General features: G+C 61.3%; 19 protein-coding genes and 1 pseudogene. 10 read left to right on the top strand and 10 right to left on the bottom strand.

The genetic code is table 11. The features are described 5' to 3' along the window. The first annotated feature begins 45 nt into the window (after positions 1 to 45). On the top strand, positions 46 to 879 hold the full coding sequence (locus tag BMX17_RS14400) for an HpcH/HpaI aldolase/citrate lyase family protein (protein ID WP_092661273.1): 834 nt from the start codon (positions 46 to 48) through the stop codon (positions 877 to 879). 8 nt (positions 880 to 887) lie between these two features. Here the strand turns inward: BMX17_RS14400 and BMX17_RS14395 are convergent. From BMX17_RS14395 to BMX17_RS14350, 10 genes and pseudogenes are all read right to left on the bottom strand, one after another. Then, positions 888 to 2,902 (bottom strand): annotated as a pseudogene (locus tag BMX17_RS14395) (AMP-binding protein). Positions 2,903 to 2,931: 29 nt separating this feature from the next. Continuing rightward, on the bottom strand, positions 2,932 to 3,396 hold the full coding sequence (locus tag BMX17_RS14390; protein WP_092661271.1) for a MaoC family dehydratase: 465 nt from the start codon (positions 3,394 to 3,396) through the stop codon (positions 2,932 to 2,934). Between the two features lie 15 nt (positions 3,397 to 3,411). Then, positions 3,412 to 5,130: an acyl-CoA carboxylase subunit beta gene (locus tag BMX17_RS14385; RefSeq protein ID WP_092661269.1), complete on the bottom strand. Its 1,719-nt coding sequence runs from the start codon at positions 5,128 to 5,130 to the stop codon at positions 3,412 to 3,414. A 6-nt stretch (positions 5,131 to 5,136) separates the two neighbouring features. Then, positions 5,137 to 6,903, bottom strand: coding sequence for an acetyl-CoA carboxylase biotin carboxylase subunit (locus BMX17_RS14380; RefSeq protein WP_092661267.1), 1,767 nt, complete (start codon positions 6,901 to 6,903; stop codon positions 5,137 to 5,139). Continuing rightward, a complete protein-coding gene (locus tag BMX17_RS14375) occupies positions 6,903 to 8,069 on the bottom strand; it encodes an acyl-CoA dehydrogenase family protein (RefSeq protein ID WP_092661265.1) in 1,167 nt (388 codons plus the stop codon). Before BMX17_RS14375 ends, BMX17_RS14380 begins: the two co-directional genes overlap by 1 nt. Before the next feature lie 34 nt (positions 8,070 to 8,103). Further along, positions 8,104 to 9,786 (bottom strand): acetate--CoA ligase, encoded by a 1,683-nt coding sequence (locus BMX17_RS14370; RefSeq protein ID WP_092661263.1) that lies wholly within the window; start codon positions 9,784 to 9,786, stop codon positions 8,104 to 8,106. Between the two features lie 261 nt (positions 9,787 to 10,047). Next, positions 10,048 to 11,418 (bottom strand): UbiD family decarboxylase domain-containing protein, encoded by a 1,371-nt coding sequence (locus BMX17_RS14365; RefSeq protein ID WP_092661260.1) that lies wholly within the window; start codon positions 11,416 to 11,418, stop codon positions 10,048 to 10,050. Next, positions 11,415 to 12,920, bottom strand: coding sequence for a UbiD family decarboxylase (locus BMX17_RS14360; RefSeq protein ID WP_092661258.1), 1,506 nt, complete (start codon positions 12,918 to 12,920; stop codon positions 11,415 to 11,417). Before BMX17_RS14360 ends, BMX17_RS14365 begins: the two co-directional genes overlap by 4 nt. Before the next feature lie 3 nt (positions 12,921 to 12,923). Next, a complete protein-coding gene (locus BMX17_RS14355; protein WP_092661256.1) occupies positions 12,924 to 13,418 on the bottom strand; it encodes a ubiD operon protein in 495 nt (164 codons plus the stop codon). 134 nt (positions 13,419 to 13,552) lie between these two features. Further along, a complete protein-coding gene (locus BMX17_RS14350; protein ID WP_092661254.1) occupies positions 13,553 to 14,464 on the bottom strand; it encodes an MBL fold metallo-hydrolase in 912 nt (303 codons plus the stop codon). A 213-nt stretch (positions 14,465 to 14,677) separates the two neighbouring features. Between BMX17_RS14350 and BMX17_RS26165 the strand changes: the two genes are divergently transcribed. The 9 genes from BMX17_RS26165 (at position 14,678) to BMX17_RS14310 (ending at position 20,645) form a co-directional block, all read left to right on the top strand. Continuing rightward, on the top strand, positions 14,678 to 14,827 hold the full coding sequence (locus BMX17_RS26165) for a hypothetical protein (RefSeq protein ID WP_170845420.1): 150 nt from the start codon (positions 14,678 to 14,680) through the stop codon (positions 14,825 to 14,827). Beyond that, positions 14,824 to 15,138 carry a hypothetical protein gene (locus BMX17_RS14345; protein ID WP_092661252.1) on the top strand — a complete coding sequence of 105 codons (315 nt, stop codon included), beginning with the start codon at positions 14,824 to 14,826 and terminating at the stop codon, positions 15,136 to 15,138. Before BMX17_RS26165 ends, BMX17_RS14345 begins: the two co-directional genes overlap by 4 nt. Before the next feature lie 106 nt (positions 15,139 to 15,244). Further along, a complete protein-coding gene (locus BMX17_RS14340) occupies positions 15,245 to 15,619 on the top strand; it encodes a hypothetical protein (RefSeq protein WP_092661250.1) in 375 nt (124 codons plus the stop codon). A gap of 63 nt (positions 15,620 to 15,682) precedes the next feature. After that, on the top strand, positions 15,683 to 16,732 hold the full coding sequence (locus BMX17_RS14335; protein ID WP_092661248.1) for a hypothetical protein: 1,050 nt from the start codon (positions 15,683 to 15,685) through the stop codon (positions 16,730 to 16,732). Between the two features lie 51 nt (positions 16,733 to 16,783). After that, the gene (locus BMX17_RS14330) at positions 16,784 to 17,644 is read left to right on the top strand and encodes a beta clamp domain-containing protein (protein ID WP_092661246.1); all 861 of its coding nucleotides are present in this window, start codon (positions 16,784 to 16,786) and stop codon (positions 17,642 to 17,644) included. A 635-nt stretch (positions 17,645 to 18,279) separates the two neighbouring features. Then, complete coding sequence (locus tag BMX17_RS14325; protein ID WP_092661244.1) at positions 18,280 to 18,486, top strand: hypothetical protein; 207 nt, start codon at positions 18,280 to 18,282, stop codon at positions 18,484 to 18,486. Positions 18,487 to 18,773: 287 nt separating this feature from the next. Continuing rightward, a complete protein-coding gene (locus tag BMX17_RS14320) occupies positions 18,774 to 19,508 on the top strand; it encodes a hypothetical protein (RefSeq protein ID WP_092661242.1) in 735 nt (244 codons plus the stop codon). Positions 19,509 to 19,561: 53 nt separating this feature from the next. After that, positions 19,562 to 19,816, top strand: coding sequence for a hypothetical protein (locus BMX17_RS14315; protein WP_092661240.1), 255 nt, complete (start codon positions 19,562 to 19,564; stop codon positions 19,814 to 19,816). Further along, positions 19,806 to 20,645, top strand: a complete 840-nt coding sequence (locus tag BMX17_RS14310) for a DUF6884 domain-containing protein (protein ID WP_092661238.1) — start codon at positions 19,806 to 19,808, stop codon at positions 20,643 to 20,645. Before BMX17_RS14315 ends, BMX17_RS14310 begins: the two co-directional genes overlap by 11 nt. The last annotated feature ends 5 nt before the right edge of the window (positions 20,646 to 20,650 follow it).

The following is a 20,650-nucleotide window of genomic DNA, read 5'->3' as shown; positions in this document are numbered from 1 at the left end:
GCCACGTGTCATAACCTCTTATCGTCAGGCGATAGAAGGTCGGATATGGTCCGACGAAGTGTTCTGTTCGCACCGGGTGACGAACCAAAGCTAATGCGTAAAGCGGCCGGTAGTACGGCGGATGTCGTGGTCTTCGATCTCGAGGATGCGGTTGCACCAAACGATAAGCAGCAGGCGCGTGAATCCGTCCGGACGGTACTCGCAGATGTTCGGTCAGAGAATCACATCTGTGTTCGCGTCAATCCTGCGGGATCCGGAGCCGCCACCGACCTTGACGTGGTACTATCCGGATCGATTCCAGACAGTGTTATGCTACCGAAGACAGGTTCCGCTGGAGACGTCTCCTCGCTGGCACAACAGCTCGAAGAGCGCGACGTAGAGCTCCCTGTGCTCGCGCTGGTCGAATCCGCTGCAGGCGTCCTCAATGCCGACGAGATTGCTGCCGCCGATCCCACCGATGCACTCCTATTTGGAGCGGAGGATCTGGCAGCAGACCTCGGTGCGAGTCGCACTAGTGACGGGACCGAGGTGCTCTATGCACGCGAGCGAGTCGTCGTCGCAGCTAGCGCCGCCGGTATCGACGCGATCGACACGATTTACCCGGACTACGGCGATCAGGAGGGGCTCCGCGAAGCGACGGAGTTCGCCGCCCAGCTCGGCTACGACGGGAAGATGGCGATCCACCCCGATCAGGTCCCGGTCATCAACGATGCGTTCACGCCCAGTGATGAGGAGATCGAATGGGCCGAACGCGTCGTCAAGGCCGATAACGAGACCGATGCCGGCGTTTTCAAGGTCGACGGGGAGATGATCGACGCGCCGCTCATCTCGCAGGCCGAACGCATCCTCGAACGTGCCCGCGAAGCCGATCGGCAGTAGGGATACACCTACCGCGCGTTCTCGATGGCCTCCAGCGCCGCGGGGTTCTCGATGCTACTCATGTCACCCAGGTCTTCGCCCTCGTAGGTCGCCTGGACGGCCCGGCGGATGATCTTGCCCGACTGGGTCTTCGGGAACGCCTCGACGAACAGGACCTCCCGGGGGCGGAACGGCTTGCCGAGTTCAGCGCCGACCTGCTCGCGGATCTCCTCGCGGAGGTCGTCACCGGCCTCGAACCCGTCTTCGACGATCACGTAGAGGACGACGGCGGTGCCGGTGGTGTCGTCGTCGGCCCCGATGGCGGCGGCCTGGTTGACGGCGGCGTGGTCCATCGCCGCCCCCTCGACCTCGGCGGGGCCGACCTTCCGGCCGGCCACGTTCAGCGCGTCGTCGGCGCGGCCGTGGAGGAACCAGAAGCCGTCTTCGTCCTTCTGGGCCCAGTCGCCGTGGTCCCACAGATCGTCCCAGGTCGACCAGTACTCGTTGAGGTAGCGTTCGTCGCCGCTCCAGAGGGATTTGGTCATCAGGGACAGGAGTCCCGGGCGACCAGATAGCCCCGTTCGTGGGTGTCTTCGATCGAGTTCCCGTCGGAATCGACGATGTCGATGTCCATGCCCAGCCCCGGCCCGCCGAGGGTGCAGGGCTTGAGATCGTTGATCGGCATCGGCATGAGAAAGCAGCCACAGATCTCGGTCCCGCCGGAGATGTTGATGATGGGGGTGTCGCCGCCGCCGACGGTCTCGTGGAACCACTGCCAGGACTCGGGGTCCCAGGGCTCGCCCGTCGAGCCCAGCAGACGCAGGCTGGAGAGGTCGTGGCCCTCGACCCACTCGTCGCCCTGCTTGCGGAGCGCGCGGATGGCGGTGGGCGAGATGCCGAACTGGGTGAGGTCGTGGCGGTCGATCATCTCCCAGAACCGGTCGGGCTCGGGGTAGTCCGGTGCGCCCTCGTACATGAAGATGGTCCCGCCGAAGGTGTGGTTCCCGATCAGAGTCCACGGCCCCATCATCCAGCCGATATCCGAGACCCAGAAGAAGCGGTCGGCGGGTTTCACGTCGAACCCGAAGTAGAGTTCCTTGGCCGTTTGCGTCTGGACGCCGGCGTGCGTGTGGACGATCCCCTTCGGTTTGCCGGTGGTCCCCGACGAATACAGCAGCATCGACTCCTGGTCGCTGGGGAGGGATTTGGTGTCGTACTCGTCGGACTGGGTGGCGACGGCGTCGGCCCACCACTCGTCGCGGCCGTCGGTCATCGGAATCGAGAGGTCCGTGTCCGGGTCGCTCGCCCCCAGACGGTCGTAGACGATCACCGACTCCACGTCAGTGTCGGCCTGCGCGATGGCCTCGTCGGCGGTCTCTTTGAGCGTGACCGGATCGCCCCGCCGGAGGAAGCCGTCGCCGGTCACCAGAACCGAACACTCGGGGTCCTCGATACGGGTGGCGGTGGCGTCGACGCCGAAGCCCGAGAAGATGGGGACGGCGATGGCACCGATCTTGAAACAGCCGTAGAGGATCGAGACGACCTCGGGGACCATCGGCATGTAGAGGCCGACGGTGTCGCCGGTCTCGATGCCGCGTGCTTCGAGCGCGTTGGCGACCTGGTTGGCCTGTCGCTGGAGTTCGTGGTAGGTGACCTCTCGAATCTCGCCGTCTTCGCCCTCCCAGATGGTGGCGACCTTGTTCCGGCGCTCGTTGTCCGGGGCGGCGTGGCGGTCCACGACGTTGTGGGCGATGTTGAGCTTCCCGCCGGGGTACCAGTCGGTGAACTGCGGGCCGTCCGTGTCATTACGAATCTGGTCGTAGTCCTCGTAGAACTCGATCCCGAGGTAGTCGACAAGTTCGTCCCAGAACCAGTCGACGCCGGACTCGGGCACGCCGTCAATATCGGTCGTGGTCCGCTCGATCAGTACCTCGTAGTCATCGATGTCGTGGGTCTGCATGAACTCCCAGACGTTCGTCGATTCGACGAACTCCTGGCTCGGCTCGTGGACGATCTCGTCCATCTCCGCAATCGAGTCTGTCATGATACTAAAATTCTGAATTCGGGAAGCTGTTACTCGGTGTGTTCGCGTTTCAGTGAGAGTGCGGTGCGGTCGAACTCACAGACGAGTTGTTCCTCGTCGCTGTTCACCTTATACACCTCGACGTGCATTGTGACGATGCCGCGTTCGCCGTCGCTGGTCTCGCGCTTGTCGGTCACGGTCGACTGGACGCGGATCGTGTCGCCGTGGAAGAGGGGATTCGGGTGTTCGACGTTGTCGTACGAGAGGTTCGCGACGATGGTCCCGTCGGTTGTGTCCGGAATCGTCAGCCCGACGGCCAGACTCATCGTGTAGAGGCCGTTGACCAGTCGCTCGCCGAACTCGGTGTCGGCCGCGAACTCGGCGTCAAGGTGCAGCGGCTGCTGGTTCATCGTCATGTCGCAGAACTGCTGGTTGTCGCTCTCGCTAACCGTCCGGCGTTTCCCGTGTTCGATGGTCTCGCCGACCTCGAACTCCTCGTAGTACTTCCCTGTCATTGTCTCTCTCGTGTGTTAGAGAATCGTGCCGTGTTTCTTGTCCGGCAGGTCCTTCTCGACGGTCTCGTAGAACGCGAAGCGGTTCGACAGCTCTTCTCGGAGATCGCTTGGCGGGACGATCTCGTCAATGACGACCTCGCTGGCCATTCGGTGGATGTCGATGTCCTCGCGGTACTCCTCGCGGAGTTCCTGTTCGCGTTTTGCGCGTTCTTCTTCGTCATCGATCTCCGAGAGCTTCCGGGCGTAGACGGCGTTGATCGCCGCTTCCGGCCCCATGATCGCGATCTCGCCGCTGGGCAGGCCGAGGGTCGATTCGGGGTCGTAGGCCGGGCCGGACATCGCGTAGATGCCCGCGCCGTAGGCCTTCCTGACGACGACGGACTGTTTGGGAACCGTCGCTGAGGACGTGGCGTAGATCATCTTCTTGCCCTGTTCGAGGATCCCCTCCTTCTCGACGCCGGAGCCGGCCATGAAGCCGGGGGTGTCACAGAGATACAACAGCGGGATGTTGTAGGCGTCGCAGGTCCAGATGAACTGAGCCGCCTTCTCGGCGGCGTCAGGGAAGATCGCACCGGCCCGGTGGTTGGGCTGGTTCGCGACGATCCCTATGGGTCGGCCGTCGATCCGGGCAAACGAGGTGATGATCTCCTTGCCGTATTCGGGTCGCAGTTCGAGCGTGGACCCGGCGTCGACGACCCGGTCGATCACGTCGAACATATCGTAACCCTTGTTCGGCTCCTGGGGAACGACGGCATCGATACCCTCCGGGGAGAGCTTCGGCGCAGCGCCGCTGGTCTGTGGTGGGTCCTCGTCGGCGTTGTCGGGCAGGTAGCCGATGAGTTTGGCGACGAGTTCGCGTGCGTGTTCTTCGTCGTCGGCGACGAGGTCCGCGCTCCCTGAATACTGGGCGTGGACATCAGGGCCACCCAAGTCTTCGAGGCTGATCTCCTCGCCGGTGACCATTTCGACCATCCGGGGACTGGCGATCGCCATCGCGCTCATACCTCGGACCATGACGGTGAAGTCCGCGAACACTGGGGTGTAGGCCGCACCGGCAATAGATGGCCCGTACAGCACACAGATCTGTGGCACCCGACCCGAGAGCATTGAGTGGTTGTAGTAATACTTCCCGATGCCCTCGCGGTTGGCGAAAAAGCCCGTCTGCTGGTCGATCCGGCCGCCCGAAGAATCCATCAGGTAGAGGACGGGCCGTCCCGTTTTCAGAGCCCGTTGTTGCATCCGCAGGAACTTCTCGACGCCCTTGGAGGCCATCGACCCGCGTTTGACCGTGTAGTCGTTGGCCATGAAGTGCAGGTCCCGGCCCTCGAACTCCGCGGCCCCGGTGATGAGCCCGTCGGCCGGGAGCTGGTCGTCGGAGTCGAACTCCGCGAACGTTCCGTCCTCGAACAGGAAGTCGTCGCCGAACCACAGGTCGACCCGGTCCCGAACGAAGAGTTTGCCCTCCTCGGGCAACTGTTCCTTATACTTCTCGGGACCACCTTCGAGGATCTCCTCGATCTCCTCAATCAGGCTCTCCTCGCGCTCGGTCGGGCCCAGATCGTCCTCTGCCCGCGCTGTGGCCACGTCACGCTCGTCACCGTCGTAGGTTGCGCTGCCAACCTCTTCGCCGCTGTCGACCACGAGGATCACGTCGTCCTCGAAGTGCGTCGCCAGTGCTTCGGCGATGGCCTGGGCTTCCGATTCCGTCGTGTCGTCTGAGACTTTGATTCGCATCTGTATTCACTCCAGTGTAACGAGGGTGTCACCCATGTCGACGCTTTCACCCTCCGCGATCGGGACCGACGAGACGGTCCCGCTCGTGGACGCGACCACGTCGTTTTCCATCTTCATCGCTTCCAGTACGCAAACGACGTCGCCCTGTGCGATCTCGTCGCCTTCCGCGACTTCGACCGAGAGGATGGTGCCCTGCATCTCGGCGGTGATCGCACCGGCCGCTGCCACGTCCGGACTGCCGCCGCCGGAGGACCCGCCGGAACTTCCGCCGCTGGACCCGCCAGCTGGAGCTTGCGGGAGTCCGTCTTCGACGACGACGTCGAACCGTTTGCCGTCGACTTCGACTGCGAGTGCAGCTGTCTCGGCTGCGTTTCCGGTAGTGACGGCGTCCGGCTCGGACCCCCACTGCTCGACAGCGTCGTCGAGGTCCGCCTCGTCGAGGTCCTGATCGAGGTACTTCGTGGTATGTTCACCACTGACGAACGTCTCGTCGTCGAGCATCAGCCGGTGGAAGGGGATCGTCGTGTGGACGCCCTCGACCTGGAAGTGTTCGAGTGCGCGCTTGGAGCGTTCGAGACAGTGCTCGCGGTCCTCACCGTCGACGATGAGTTTCGCGATCATCGAGTCGTAGTCGCCGCCGATGTCGTCGCCCTGTCCGACCGCGTGGTCGAGGCGAACGCCGATACTCGCGGGCGGCCTGTACGTATTCAGCGGGCCCGGCGTGGGTGCGAAGTCGTCGGCCGGATTCTCGGCGTTGATGCGGTACTCGACGGAGTGGCCATCGATCGACACGTCCTCTTGTGCGAAGTCCAGTTCCTCGCCCGCGGCGACCCGGAGCTGCCAGCGTACGATGTCGATGCCGGTCACCTCTTCGGTGACGGTGTGTTCGACCTGGATGCGGGTGTTGACCTCCATGAAGTAGAACTCGCCGTCCTCGACGAGGAACTCCACCGTGCCGGCGTTGGTGTAGCCGGCTTCACTGACGCCCTGGCGAGCAGCCTCGCCGATCTCCTCGCGCAACTCAGCGTCCAGTGCCGGACTGGGTGCTTCCTCGATAACTTTCTGGTGGCGGCGCTGGAGCGAGCAGTCACGCTCGCCTAGGTGGCGAACGTTGCCGTGTTCGTCCGCGAGCACCTGCACTTCGATGTGTTTGGGAGCTTCGAGGTACTTCTCGACGTAGACCGAATCGTTGTCGAAGTACGCTTCGCCCTCGCGCTGGGCGCTTTCGAGCGCGTCGTCGACCTCGGACTCACTGCGGACGATCTTCATGCCGCGGCCGCCACCGCCACCCTCGGCCTTGATGGCGATGGGATAGCCGTACTCTTCGCCGAGTTCGCGTACTTCCGCAGGATCGTCGACAGGATCGGTCGTCCCGGGGACGACCGGCACGTCGGCCTCCTGCATCACCGTCCGGGCTTTCGTCTTCTCGCCCAGCGTCTCCATGGCGTCGCTTGGCGGGCCGACCCAGGTGAGGTCGTCGGCGGCTTCGACTCGGGCGGCGAACTCGGCGTTTTCGGCGAGGAAGCCGTAGCCGGGGTGGATCGCGTCCGCGCCGGCCCGCTGGGCGACGTCGACGATCTCTTCCTGATCGAGGTAGGAGTCGCTGGCGGGTGCGGGACCGACGTTGTAGGCTTCGTCGGCGTAGTCGACGTGGCCGCTATTGCGGTCGGCGTCGCTGTAAACGGCGACCGTCTCGATGCCCAACTCTTCGCAGGCGGCCATCACGCGGACGGCGATTTCGCCGCGGTTGGCGACGAGAACTTTCCCGAACATTAGTAGGATTTGGGGAAGCCGAGTTCCTGGCTGATGTGGTTGTAGGCCATCTGTTGGGAGACTGGTGCCAAACGCGTGAGGTTGACCTCGCGCCACCAGCGCTCGACGTCGTACTCCTTGGCGTAGCCCCAGCCGCCGAAGGCCTGCATCGACTGCTTGACGGCCTCGATGCCGGCGCTGACGGCGGTGGCCTTGGCCACGTTGGTCTCGTAGCCACACTCCTCACCCTGGTCGTAGAGCCAGGATGCCTTTTCACGCATCAGCGCGGCCGTCTCCATCTTCGCGTAGGCCTGCGTGATGGGGAACGAGACGGCCTGATGGCTGCCCACGGGCGCACCGAACACCTCACGGTCGTTGGTGTACTCGATAGCCGTGTCCGCAGCCAGTTTGCCGATGCCGGTCCCGGCGGCCGCGAAGCCGATCCGCTCCGGATTCAGCATATCGACCAGCGCCCACCAGCCCTCGTCTTCTTCGCCCAGCAAGTTCTCCGCAGGGACGCGAACGTCCTCAATGAAGACCTCACAGGACTTCGAGTAGTTGATACCGTGCTTGGGGATTGGCGACACATCGATCCCGGGATCATCCATGTCGACGATGAATAGGCTGATTCCGTCGGTCCCGCGCTCAACCTCCTCGCGTGGCGTGGTGCGCGTGACGAGGATCATGTTGTCGGCCCTGTCCGAGAAGGTGATCCAGGCCTTGTTCCCGTTGAGGACATACTCGTCGCCGTCTTTCTCGGCCCGGGTCGCGACGTTCAGCGTGTTCGTCCCGGCTTCGGGTTCGGTGATCCCGATCGAGAAGTTCCGCTCTCCATTGGCGATGTCCGGCAAATAGGTCTCTTTCTGCGCTTCGGTCCCATTCTCGCGGATACCGACGGCGGCCATACCCGCAGTTAGTACGAGGTACCAGGTACCGGCCATGCCACACCCCTCTGCACAGAGGGTCTCCATAGCCAGCCCCATCTCTTGCATACCCATGCTAGCGCCCTCGTACTCTTCAGGAACCAACAAGCCGTGGAAGCCAGCCTCGGCCAGTTCGTCCCAAAACTCGTGGGCGAACTCCCCGGCCTCTTCTTTCTCGCGCCAGTACTCCGGTCCGTACTTGGCCGCCACGTCCGCCGCGGTCGACCGAATCATCGAACGTTCGTCGGTGGATTCGAAATTCATTGATATATAATATTGTGGCTCTGCTCAGCAAGCGTCAGGGCTCAACGTCGGCTTCTTCCTCGGCTTCGTCCTGGAGTTCGGTCCGGCGGATCTTGCCCGTCACCGTCTTGGGCAGTTCATCACGGAACTCGATCTCGCGTGGATACTCGTGTGCCGAGAGTTCCTCTTTTACGTGGTTCTGGATGTCCTCCGCGAGACTATCGGACGGCTCCGACCCCTCGCTCGGAACGACATAGGCCTTGACGATGTTGCCCCGTTCTTCGTGGGGTTTGGGGACGACCGCTGCCTCGGCAACGGCCTCGTGTTCGCCCAGCGAACTCTCGACTTCAAAGGGACCAATCCGGTAGCCCGACGAGAGGATCACGTCGTCGGCCCGCCCCTCGAACCAGAAGTAGCCGTCTTCGTCTTTGTGTGCCAGGTCGCCTGAGAGATACCACTCGCCATCGGGGCCGTCGACGAAGGCCTTCCGGGTCTTCTCGGGTTTCTCCCAGAACTCGGCGAAGAAACACGGGTAGTCCCCACGCTGGGCGATCTCGCCGGTTTCGCCAGGTTCCATGACCTCGCCCGTCTCGGGATCGACGATGTCGGCTTCGATACCCGGGAGTGGCTTCCCCATCGACCCCGGCCGGAGATCCATCGTCGGATAGTTGTTGATAATCATATTCCCGGTCTCGGTCTGGCCGTACGTATCGAGGATGGTGACGCCGAGTTCCTCCTCGCCCCACTCGACGACGCCGGCGCTGAGTGGTTCACCGATCGAGAGGGCATGTCGCAGGTCAAGATTGGCGTCGTCGAGTACCTCTTCGTTCTCCCGAAGCATCCGGTAGGCCGTCGGGACCGAGAACAGGACGTTGATCGGGTACTCGTCGAGTAAGTCGGCCCACTCTTCGGGGTCGAACTCGCCCTCGTAGGTGAACAGTGAGGTGCCCCAGAACCACGCGCCGAGCGTGTTGATCGCACCCGTCAGCCAGCCAAGGTCGCCGGTCGACCAGTAGAGGTCCCCGTCTTGGAGGTCGACGGCGTACTTCTGGGTCGCCGCGACGCCGGCGATCCAGCGCTGTTTGTGGAGGACGCCCTTGGCGAGGCCGGTCGTTCCAGACGTGTAGTACAGCAGAGCATCGTCTTCACCGCCGGTCTCGGCAACCTCGTACTCAGTACTCGCCTCGTCCAGCGCGGTGTTGAAGACCACGTCGTCGGCCGGTGCACCACCGCCGCGGTCGACGGTGATCACGTGTTCGACTGCTGGCGCGTCGTCTAGCGCGTCTTCGACCGTATCGCGATTGTCCGTCGTTGTGACGACAACCTTCGCGTCGCAGTCGTCCAGCCGATAAGAGATCCCGTCGGGGCCAAATCGTTCGTTGACGCTCCCCCAGACGGCGCCGTGCTTGAGTGTCCCGACCAGCGCCACGTAGTGTTCGGGGATTCGGGGCATATACGAGAAGACACGTTCCCCCTGCTCGACGCCGAGGTCCGCGAGGACGTTGGCGAACTGGCTCGATCGGTCGGCGAGTTCCCAGAACGTCATCGTGGTCAGTTCCCCGTCGGTTCCGACCTGATAGAGCGCGACCTGTCCACGGTCGGTCGCGTGGCGGTCGGCGACCTCGTGCCCGATGTTCAGTTCGTTCGGCGCATCCCAGTCGGCTTCCGCGTAGATGTCGTCCCACGAGAACTCTTCTCGAACCGTTTCGTAATCCGTGAGGTTGTGGCTGGTCACCATACACCGCTCGGAATAGTGGCCCCTTATATAAATGTACTGTAAAATTTTATTATTATAATCATTGGAAGAAATATAAGTAATTGACCTTTGAAGGAAATAATAGACTGGAGTATTGCGTAAACAGGATCGTTTTCGATTTATACTTATAATTTTGTTTCTCAGAGTTAATACTAACGGCCGAGTTCACTGACAAGCCATTCAAGCCCCGCGCCACCGTGCGCGGGGTGGCAGTTGACCCTCGATGAAGGCAGGTAACGGGACTCAGCTGGTAGTTTCTTCGTTCCACAGCGCCAATGCCGTATCGCGGACGACGCTCGGGAACGAGTTCTCGAACGTGACACGTGGTGCGATGTACGTATCCTCCCAGCGCGGATCCCAGGCTGCATTGACGTACACGCGAGATCCCGTCTCGCCGTCCCGTCTGTACCGGGGGCGTGTCGCCGCAGGCGCGTCCGGGTCGCTAAAAATCCAGTCGCGAGCGGGGTGGGCCTTCAGCCAGATGTCGGCCAGAACACGGCCGAAGTCCTGTGGCGGGACGTCCTCGTCGACGATGACGACGGTATCGAACAGCGACGAGAACGAGAAGAGAATATTCGCAAGTTGCCACTCAAACCCAGCATAGAGGACATCGCTGGCCACGAAACAGACGCCAAGTTCGGCTTCCGCCGGCACGAGAATCCACTCCACGGGCGAGATGCCCCAGTAGTTGTTGACTCGGTGGTAAAGTGCCGCAGCCGTCGTCACCCCCGTGAGCTGGAGATCGTCAGCGAGCGGCCGGCCGACTGGGGTGACGGGAACGACCGGATCGTCGGTGGTGAGGACACGCTCGACTGACAGCGAGAGCGACTCACTTTCGGTAACGTACTCCCAGGCTTCTCGACGGTCGGACCGGAAGTCCGGCTTTCGGTCGGTAATCTTCGTCTCGACGACGATCTCCGTCGTACTCGGGACGAGTCCGCCGTTCGTCGGCACGAGCGGGACAGCGCTGGCCACCCCACAGGATTGAATCGGCGTGTCGACGCGCTCGGTGACGGCAAGCAGGTACGCAGCCGTGATAGCTGCCGGCGGGACGCCGAGGGCGATCGTGATCGTTGCGTCGTCGCTTAGGAGCGACTGTAAGGAATCGGGCACGCGGACCCTGAGTTTTTCGCCACTCACAACCGAGCCATGGATCGGCGCCCAATGTGTCCCGTCAGCCGTTGCAACCGACGCAACACCGAGTGTCAGCGCGGGCCACGTGTCGGCCTCCCCCTGTGGCAATTGTACTTCCTGTACGTCTGTATCTGTCCCCGACGCCGACTGCCCCGTATAGGTCGGGCCCGGGTCCACGGCGCCCGGTCCGAGATCGCTGATCCGCTCCAGGAGGTCGACGAGTGTCGCGTCGGGATCCAACCCGAGTCCGAGCGAGAGTCGTGACCACGGTTGAGCGTCGCGTTGCTGCATCAGATCCGCGCCACTGAACACTCCACTGACCAGATCGACCCCGTTGGAGCGCTCGAACTGGAGGGCCGGGCCGCTCGCACGAAGCGCCTCACCAGCGAGGACATCGACCGGAACGTCGAATGGCCCGTCGAGGTGCACGAGATCGTCGTCGCCGGCCAGTCCCTGTACGTACTGCGCAAACGGAATCATCGTGACTCGCCCTCCCGCTCGTCGAGGCGGTCGAAGCGTCCAGCGTCTAGTCCGGCCTCGACCAGGCGTTCCTGGGCTTGTTTCCGGGTTTCGGCGGCCGAAGTCGATTCCTTCGGGTCACCATCGGTTGTCGCATCGATGTAAGCTTTGGCAGTCTTGGCCTTCGAGGTTCCCACATCTGCGCTCCCTTTCTCGTCGGGCGTCTGGTAGATGTTGAGCGGGACTTTTGGCATCCGTTCGACACCGAATTGGTGGAAATCGGCATCCGGATCGGCGTCGAGTGCGATTGTCGAAAGCACCGCTCGTGGGTTGTGCGGATCAACATCGGCATCGACGAACACAAAGAAGTCGATATGGAGCATTCCCCACGTCGTGAAAATAAAGTTCGCGAGCTCGTGGAGGTATCCCGGGTAGGGACAGTCCGTCGAAATAACCCAGACGGTTCGTGACGTAAACTGCCACGGAACCGCCATTTCGACATCGAAACCGGCGGCCCTGAGCCCGACCGTCGCGTCGGGCCCGGCCGCCGCGACTCGGAGTGTGCTCGAAGAGTTTTGCCCATATCCGACGCCGGTTCCCTCGACGCAGAAGGGGAGACGTGGTTCTCGTCGGTGCGTAATCGCGTCAACCTCGAACACCGGCATGGACCGACGTGGCCCGTTCATGTACCCGAAGTAGTCCCCGAACGGGCCCTCGTCAAGACGATCCGCGGGGCGAACGTGCCCTTCGAGCACCAACTCGGCCGTCGCCGGGACGTATAGGTCACTCGTCTCGCACTCGACGAGAGTTACGGGCCCGTCCTTGAGTCCACCCGCGAAGGCAGCTTCACTCCGACCGGACGGAATCCACATATCCGCAGTGCACTCGACAGTGGGTTCCGCGCCGATGACGACTGCGATCGGCATCGGTTCGTCCCGTGGTTCGTAGTCATAGTAGTACCGGTTAGGGACCTGCTCGCCGGCCAGTAACAGCAGACTGGCCTGCGAATCGTCGTGGAGCATCATCCGATGGCTCGACCAGCGCCCCCACTCCGTGTCGGGATCCGGTGCGACGATCGTGTGGAGGTTCGAGTATCGCCCCCCGTCACCCTCGTGAATGTACGGCCACGGAAACGAGAGGAGGTCGACGTCACCGCCCGTCCGGATCGTCGTTTTACAGGGGGCGTCCTGTCGGTCGACGAGTCGCGGCTCCGCCGGTGTGTGGAGTCGGTCGATGACACGGTCGTAGTACGTGCGCCCCGAGAGTCCCGCTGAAAACCCCAGCGCACGAGCAAAGTGGTCCCACGGACGGGAACGGGGGCCGCGGTACGGATCACCGACCAGCTTCGTCTCCGTTTCCAGCCCTGCGATCGACTGGAAAAAGGGAATCGGCCCATCACGGACATTAGCGAGCATCGTCACTGCACTGGCTTCGAGGTCCCATGATACCGACTCCTCGAACGTCCGAATCCAGCCATCCGCATCGAGCAGGTCGAGATAGTCGCGAAACGAGTTGGCAGCCATTGGTCACTCTCGTTGCTCGAGAGCACGCCCGAGCGGATCGTCGTCCAACTCCTCACGGACCTCGGCGTAGGTGTCGATGAGGGCCGGATGTTCTGCTGCGAGGTAACTAAAGGCGATTTCGCGGAGAGCGTTGGCAGTTGATTCGTACTCGCCGGTTTCGACGAGATATCGGAGTAGTACGCTCAGGTCGTCGGACCGAGTGTTGAGGATATTCGAGCGGGTCTCCTGTTCGGTCGCTAACTGGGTCAACAACTCTCGGTCGAAGCCCGACGCTTCGGTTTCATCGAGGAGCTCGATATATCTGGTTTCGCTGACGTTCTCATGTGGGCCAGCGACGACTGTCACCGGCTCCGGATCGGTGAGTTTGTCCGGGTCCTGTGCGATCCGTACGCGTGCCTCGAAGATCCGTTTTGTCTGGGCGTCTGTGATCTGAAGCGTGGTTTCAGCCTGTGACTCCTCGGGTAGATGGTCTGCTGATGTGATGTAGTGGCTCGACATTACAGGGCCCCGATTGTTTCGTGGATGTTCCTAGGAGTCTCTAGCGCCACTGTAAAATATGTACCGTCAACGCACTCCGAAGCGACTTTCTCCGCGGTCACCTCCTACTGTGTCAATGGAACCGGTGTCCCGGCTCAACTTGATGCTGCAAAAATACCGTCCTCTGCGTACGAAATGACGACTTCATTTTCGTCTTCGAGATACTCCAAGTACTCACACACGACAAGCGTGAGGAACCCGATCGTCTCCTCCGTCGCTTCGAACACCTCTCTGGCGAGTTGGCCGGCTGCGATCCGGTCGTTGGTGGTTTCCACAGCTGTCTTGATACCACTCATGGCTCTCCGAGTCTTTCCGAGTGCCTCCTCGATCCGTTTCGTTGGATCCGAAATGACTGGACCGTGGCCCGGCACCAAATAATTCGCATCGTAGGTCCGCAGTCGTTGCAGGGAATCGATATAGGAGCCGACATCTCCATAGAGCGGGCCGTACATGAAGTGGCCGTTCGTCGATACGAGATCCGCCGAGAACATTGTTTTGCTGTCGGCATGCCAGAGTGCCATATGCTGTCTGGAGTGGCCCGGGGTATGGATGACTTCACACGAATACTCCCCCAATCGAACCGTATCGCCGTCCCCGACGACGCGACCGATCTGGATGTCGTCTTCGGCGTAATCGTCGATCGGAAAGTAGGATTCATCGATGGCGCTTCGATCCGCGGCAAGCCCGATACTCCGTTCCTGAATCTCTTCGTGAACGCGCTTGAGGTACCGCCGAAAGTCGGTGATAATCGACGGGACGCCCTCGAAGACAACGTGAGGAAGCGCCGCAAGTTCGGGCAGTGTCTGACTCCCGCCGACGTGATCGATGTGGGGGTGGGTCAGAACCACACGCTCGACATCAGCAAGGCCCCCGCTATCGAGCGCATCAGCCATCGCCATCCGGGAGTCCTCGGTGACGTGGCCGGTATCAATGAGCGTGTCCCCGATTCGGTAGATGTTGACTGTCCCGTAGACCGGTTGCGGGACCTTTTGCCGCTCAAATTTCATACTGCATCTCAATTAGCCTCTCTAAAAAGGGGCTAGCCTCAACCACCATAGTTTTCGGTCTGGATTGGACCCCTCAGGGGTGTGTGAGCGACAGCACAGCCAGGCAGTCAGCATCCCAATTCTGGAAATTGTGATTTTTGAAATCGTCATTTCGAAATTCGAGGGGATAATGTTCCACAACAATTTTGTTGGCAGGAAAGAAAGAATATATCGATGACTGACAGTGACGACCATCTCATCCAGAAATCAAATGTATCGCTCTCCCGTGACGGCGATACCGTCTCCTTCGAACTGCAGGGGACGGAACTCCTAGCGATCGGTCGCCACGGAGAAGACCACGAGGCTGTTCCCGTCCTGGGATGATCAGACGGTTCCTTTCCAGCGTCCGGGGATCGACCGACTCGCTGAAAACCTTCGGCAACGAGTTCGTCGACGCACTCCCAGAAATGGCTGAAAACTTCGTCAACTACTGGAAAAACCAGCGGTTCATCGCCTACTTCATCATCTATTCATTTGCTGTCTCGATGCTCCTGGCCGGCCTCGGCGCCTTCTACAGCGACTACTGGCTCATGGTCGGGGTCATGACTGTCTACGCCCTGACTGCCCTGCCCGTGTTCTACAAGGCTGGCCAAGAGTACCACGACGACGAACTTGATGCCGAGGATCTCGTCTAGCAACGTTCTCTCCCCTTTCGTCCTCTCGAGCAAACAGCGTCGTTTGTCCCTCTCACGAGGCTGAAGATCGAATCGAAAACCAACCGCAGTGCAATTCCACAAATCCATGTCGACAAAGAATTCTCCAGCTGCAGGACCAGCACAATCGACGAACAGCGCACCGACGATCGAACCCTCGGTCGGCGAGTCGCTCTCTCACCGCGAAGCACTCCGGACAGCAGCCCAGTACACGGTTGATCCCACCGCCGGCGATCTGGACGACCTCGCTCGGGCGTTCGACGCCGCAGCATCTTTAGCTGAAATCGCCGACAGCGTCAATCCCGAAATCGAGCTTGCTGACCAAGAGCTCGTGCTTCTGGCGTTCGCGCACACGGTGACTGCACACTCGCTCCGGCGCAGCGGTCGTGACAACATCGCCGACAGGTTCGCAGACCTGGCGACCAAGACCGTCACCCTCGTCCTCGAGACTAACGAGTCCTGACCGTCTCGCGGCTTGTTTTTTGTCTTCCAGAGGGGTGGGAGAACTGATCCTCCCAAGACTACCATGACCGACTCTCGCACGTCTCTGAGCGCGTTCGGAAGCACAGAAGAAGACCTCGATCCGGCCCCGACTAGCGTCGCCCGGTGTGCCCGCCTGACTGCGGCTCCCGACCGATCCGAGTTTCCGGACTGGGAGTCTCCTGACACTGAGTGGGGCCTTCAGACGCGGCGACCAGCCTCGCCGATCCAGACCAGTGCTGGCCACGTCAGTCCTCAGCAAACCCGCTGGATCGTCGACGGTGACGTCGCCGAGTACGTCGAGGAATACGGCAGCGGCGAGATCTGGGGGATCCCGGACACCTACGGTGGCTTCGACGGGATCGATCCGCTCGTGACGCACGTCGACGGCTGTTGCGAGGCATACGGCTACGGTATCGATGGGACCGCCCTGGAGAAAGCCCTGCGGGTGCTCACTGGCGGCGGCAGGTACTCAGCGACGGACTACACCGTTATTCCCTGTGGCCCGTTCCCGTGGATCCTGACCGGGCCAGAAGGTTCCCTGCTGTGCAGCTGTATGCCCGTCGATCGTCCAGATGCAGGGCAGGGTCGACGCAGTAGCGAGATCCAGGCCGGCGACACGCGGTTTAGCGTCGAAGAGGAAAACGACCAGATCCTCCACGGCCTCGCCCACTTCGTGCGTCTGCTCGAGGAAGCGAAGGATATCGAGATCGAACGAGCCAAGTACCACACCGTTCGCGGCGACGTGAAACACAGTGTCCACTCGACAGACGGCGAGTCGTTCAGCATGGAGGCGGCGGACCTCGCGACGCTGGGCACGCTGGCAAAGACGCCATCCAGTGTCGAAGTCGCGGATCGAGGTCGGATCAAGCCGCCCAACGGCGACCACACGGTCGCGATCAATTGGGACGGGCCCGAACACGAGGTGGGCGACGTCGTCGACGATCGAATTATTGCTGGCTACGAGTTTGCCTGGGAGGATCCGGCCGATTCGCTAGAGCGTATCGCGACTGTCAGGACCTACTGGCTCTCTGAAGGCTACAGCAGTTTCCGACTCAATTACTGGTCCGCCCGGCTTGTGACCGTTCTCCCCTAAGCGAGAGGATACAGGGGCAGTTTGTTCACCCCAGTCGAGTGGAGGCCATCAATGTCGACCGAAGCAGACTCCGCAGACGAAGTCGAACCGACACCCGAACAGGACACGCAGGCTCAGTCCGCCGCCGAATCTGAACAAGATGACGATTCTCCTGCCCGCGACTCTCCGCCTGCCGTTTTCAAGCTCACGTCGACGGTCAGCACACTCCAAACGGTGGTGAGCGCGGTCGATCCAATCGTCGACGAGTGTCGAATCGCCGTCGACGACAGCGGCATCCAAATTCAGGCGTCGGATCCGTCACAGGTCGCAATGGTCGACCTGCAGGTCGATGCCCAGTCGTTCACGCAGTTCGAGAGCACGACTGGCGTTCTCGGCGTGAACGTCAACCGGTTGGACGAAGTGCTGTCAGTCGTCGACGAGGAGCTAGTCCGACTCGTGCTGGACCCCCAGACGAACACACTCCAGGTTAGCTCGGACGAGATGACGTGTACGCTCTCGCTGATCGACCCGAGATCAATTCGTCAGGCCCCAAGCCACCCGGATCTGGAGTACCCAGCGGTGTGCCAGCTCGATGAAGACGATCTCGATCTAGCTGTTACCGCCGGCAAGAAGGTGAGCGACCATCTCTATGTCGTCGTCGACGAGGATAACCCAGAACTCCGGTTCGACGCCCGTGGCGACACAGATAGCGTCACCTACAGACGTGAACCGGGAGATCTGGTCGCGTTCGAGCCGGCGGAAGCGGCTTCGAAATTTAGTCTCGATCATCTCAGCGAGATCAACCGCGCGCTCCCGAGTGGGCCGACTCGGCACCTCCAGATCGGAAACACGATCCCACTTGTTGTTCGCGCTCCGCTTCCCGGCGCTGATGGGACAGTCCAGTTCCTTCTGGCTCCTCGGACCGACGATTAGCCTCGGGGGAGCGCGTGAGAACACCGCCACGATCTTGCTTTCACCCTTTAGCCGAACCATCCGCTAGAAGGCCGTGCTGGAGTTTTCAGCCGGTTCGAAGGCTCTGACTCTGCAATTTTCGTTGTAGCAGAGCCAGTGATGGTCATAATACTTCGTCTCGCTCAACTGGTTGCAGTTCGGACAGCGCGCTGTACCACTGTCAACCGACCCACTCGTCAACGAAATCACCCCCTACTGATACAGGTTTTAAATGGTATGATCTGAAATCTAATTCATATGATGTTCGCAGATGACCTCCCAAGCAGTCCACCACGTTGCTCCGTGTGCAATAATGGGCTAGTGTTGCAGGGAAAGGGGACCTACTATTGTCGTAACTGTGGCGAACGGAGAGGCCGCAACGGTGACCGTTGGGGAGATCAAGATGACGACTCAGACTTACCGTTCCTCTCGCCTGACTCCGAGTAGTCCCCGCACGCACTGAGCGACCGCCGTCCGCGGCCACGTCAAGCGAGCACTGTTCGGACAGCGCGTCACCGACGCGGTAGCGATCAGTGCCGGACATACTACCGATTCTCCGTGAAATTAAGCCCTGATTTTGGCAAACCGTTAACAATCAGTTCATAATACCCAGATATATGGCGGAAATGGAAGAAGTAAGCGACGTAGCGATTGACAACATCCGGTTCGCACTGATGGCAATTGCGATGGCTGTAGCCGGGATCGGTGGTATGATGCAGGGTGTGACGACCTCGGCGGTTGGGTTGATGGTTGGTGTTTTTATTCAGTACTACGCCACCAAATTTCACCCTGACACCGTTGACATCCACATCAACAAATCCTAGCTGTGATTGTTCAGTACCGCTTCTGTACTGAGCGATCTAACCACCCGTGATCGGAAGGTAACTCCATGCAAGATTTGCGCCCTCTATTCAGCACAGGGTCTCAAATTATCGGCTGAGATCCAGAGCCCCGTGAGTTTGTCTCCCCATGCTGGGTGGAGGAGTTTTCCCATGAGTACCGACAAGCAACGCAGTCACGCATCGCCAGAGCATACCGACAACACAGAAAGTGACATTGTATCCGAACATCGAAACGCGCAACAGTCCGGCGCTATTTTCGCCGGACAGCAGTGGGTCGAAACCCGCCCAGTCATGCAGGAGGGGGAACAGCGATAACCGTCGCGGAGACACCGTTCGGGGCCGAGAAGCAGGCAGATTTCGCCCGCCGAGCCGCCCGTGAGTTCAATTCAATCCCGCTCCGGAAGCAGGTCCGAGACGACATCCGGAACGACTCCCAGCTGGGACACCTGCTGGACGCCGTCGCCCACCTGCGCTGTGCCGTCCACGAGCGTGAGCAGGAGACCGGCACCGAGTCGATGCTGTACCGCGAACTGGAAACCACCCAGAATGGGGTCGCCGGCTACGCGGAGGACTCCCGGGTCAGCGAGATCATCGCGCGAGCCTGTGCGACCGTGATCGAAGACGGCGCCGAGTGGGGCCGGAGCGATTCGCTCGATCAGGAGCATATCGACGAGGCCGCCACCGAGGGCCGCCAGTGGCTCAGCCAGCACACCGACATCGCAGGGCGGTTGGACCTGCTCGATCTGGTTCCAGATCCGCCAGAGTGTGACGGGTCCAGCCGGGTGCGCGTGACCTTCGTCCCCCAGACCTGGCACAAGGGCCGTCTCGTCCCCGCGAAAAATCGCGAACACTTCGTCGTCCCAGCCGAGGATGCGACCGACGACAACGGAGACTTGTTCGACGACGGCTCCTGCAAAGCCAAACAGCTCTGGGCTCACGATAACGCGCCAGATCAAGCTAGAGAGTGGGACGGCCCGTTCACTGTCGCACTCGATTGGGTCTAGCGGTCCTACCGCAGTCTGTTTGTTCTCCCCGAGGTGGGTGGAGGAATTTGTTCATGTCCATCCACGACTCGGCAGAGGCGACCGACGAACAGATCGAGATCAAATCAGTCGAGTGCGAATTCTACCGGGCCTGTACGGGACCGGCACAGTACGAATTCGAGGCACTCGTCTTCAACGCCGGCGTCCAGCAGGTCCAGGCGTGTCCCAGTTGTACCGCAGAGTTCCTCGCCCCCGAGCGGAATCGCCGCGTCGCCGAGGTTCGGAAGCTCGATCCCGCCGAACGGTGGGAAGCCACCGATGGAAACTGAGCGAACGAGAGGACGGTTCGTCCTCGTGGGCTGTGGCGACGCAAAAACCGACGAGCCCGTCGAGGCTCGCGACTTGTATACATCGTCATACTTTGTGCTCAAACGTCGCTACGCCGAGGCCGCCGTCCAGTGGGCCAGAACAGCCGACAGGCGGACGAACGCCTGGGCTGTTCTCTCGGCCGAACACGGGATTTTGCCGGCCCGAATGGAGATCGAGCCCTACGACACGACGATCGACGACCTTCGTGACGTGCCAATCGAGGGCGAGCCGCGATTCGAACTGCCCTCGGGCGATCCCGTCACGACGAAACTGGACAGCTGGGCCCGAAGGGTCCACTCTGGGCTGGCCGACTGGCTTCGCCGACCGTTCTGTGCCGATCAGGCGAAGTCCCCCTGCCGGGAGTTGGTCGTCCTCGCCGGGAGCGACTATGTTGACGCCCTCCGTGAGCGGGGGATCTTCGAGGGTCGACCGACAGCGCTGGAAACTGGGCGGGAGACACACACGGCTCTCCCGCCGAAGGCGTCCGTGCGCTTCCCGTTCCAGGAGCAGGACTTCGATGGAATGTTCGAGCAGATGGGTTGGTTGGGCGATCGCGCTGAGGAACTGGAAGCCGTCGCAGCGCCGGCCCGAACCCGTGAACTTTCCGCGTTCGATGCCGGCTACGAGCGTGACCAAGCGCATTGGCAGCTCGATCGCCCCAGTGTCGACGTCGAAGCGACTGAGCAGGCTGGCCTCGACGACTTTGAAGAGGTCCCCGACCAGTACATCGCGACCGAGCAACAACAGCTGGGGGCGCTCTCCGTGAGCCAGGTAGTGAGTCAAAGATAGTGCCA

It is taken from the genome of Halorientalis persicus (assembly GCF_900110215.1).
GTDB lineage: Archaea > Halobacteriota > Halobacteria > Halobacteriales > Haloarculaceae > Halorientalis > Halorientalis persica.
Note: the sequence above shows the minus strand (reverse complement) of the source record. Positions and strands in the feature narration are given on the sequence as shown.

Coding starts and splice junctions, on each gene's coding strand:
- BMX17_RS14400 (WP_092661273.1), top strand. CDS start 46: ATGGTCCGACGAAGTGTTCTGTTCGCACCGGGTGACGAACCAAAGCTA.
- BMX17_RS14390 (WP_092661271.1), bottom strand. CDS start 3,396: ATGACAGGGAAGTACTACGAGGAGTTCGAGGTCGGCGAGACCATCGAA.
- BMX17_RS14385 (WP_092661269.1), bottom strand. CDS start 5,130: ATGCGAATCAAAGTCTCAGACGACACGACGGAATCGGAAGCCCAGGCC.
- BMX17_RS14380 (WP_092661267.1), bottom strand. CDS start 6,903: ATGTTCGGGAAAGTTCTCGTCGCCAACCGCGGCGAAATCGCCGTCCGC.
- BMX17_RS14375 (WP_092661265.1), bottom strand. CDS start 8,069: ATGAATTTCGAATCCACCGACGAACGTTCGATGATTCGGTCGACCGCG.
- BMX17_RS14370 (WP_092661263.1), bottom strand. CDS start 9,786: ATGGTGACCAGCCACAACCTCACGGATTACGAAACGGTTCGAGAAGAG.
- BMX17_RS14365 (WP_092661260.1), bottom strand. CDS start 11,418: ATGATTCCGTTTGCGCAGTACGTACAGGGACTGGCCGGCGACGACGAT.
- BMX17_RS14360 (WP_092661258.1), bottom strand. CDS start 12,920: ATGGCTGCCAACTCGTTTCGCGACTATCTCGACCTGCTCGATGCGGAT.
- BMX17_RS14355 (WP_092661256.1), bottom strand. CDS start 13,418: ATGTCGAGCCACTACATCACATCAGCAGACCATCTACCCGAGGAGTCA.
- BMX17_RS14350 (WP_092661254.1), bottom strand. CDS start 14,464: ATGAAATTTGAGCGGCAAAAGGTCCCGCAACCGGTCTACGGGACAGTC.
- BMX17_RS26165 (WP_170845420.1), top strand. CDS start 14,678: ATGACTGACAGTGACGACCATCTCATCCAGAAATCAAATGTATCGCTC.
- BMX17_RS14345 (WP_092661252.1), top strand. CDS start 14,824: ATGATCAGACGGTTCCTTTCCAGCGTCCGGGGATCGACCGACTCGCTG.
- BMX17_RS14340 (WP_092661250.1), top strand. CDS start 15,245: ATGTCGACAAAGAATTCTCCAGCTGCAGGACCAGCACAATCGACGAAC.
- BMX17_RS14335 (WP_092661248.1), top strand. CDS start 15,683: ATGACCGACTCTCGCACGTCTCTGAGCGCGTTCGGAAGCACAGAAGAA.
- BMX17_RS14330 (WP_092661246.1), top strand. CDS start 16,784: ATGTCGACCGAAGCAGACTCCGCAGACGAAGTCGAACCGACACCCGAA.
- BMX17_RS14325 (WP_092661244.1), top strand. CDS start 18,280: ATGGCGGAAATGGAAGAAGTAAGCGACGTAGCGATTGACAACATCCGG.
- BMX17_RS14315 (WP_092661240.1), top strand. CDS start 19,562: ATGTCCATCCACGACTCGGCAGAGGCGACCGACGAACAGATCGAGATC.
- BMX17_RS14310 (WP_092661238.1), top strand. CDS start 19,806: ATGGAAACTGAGCGAACGAGAGGACGGTTCGTCCTCGTGGGCTGTGGC.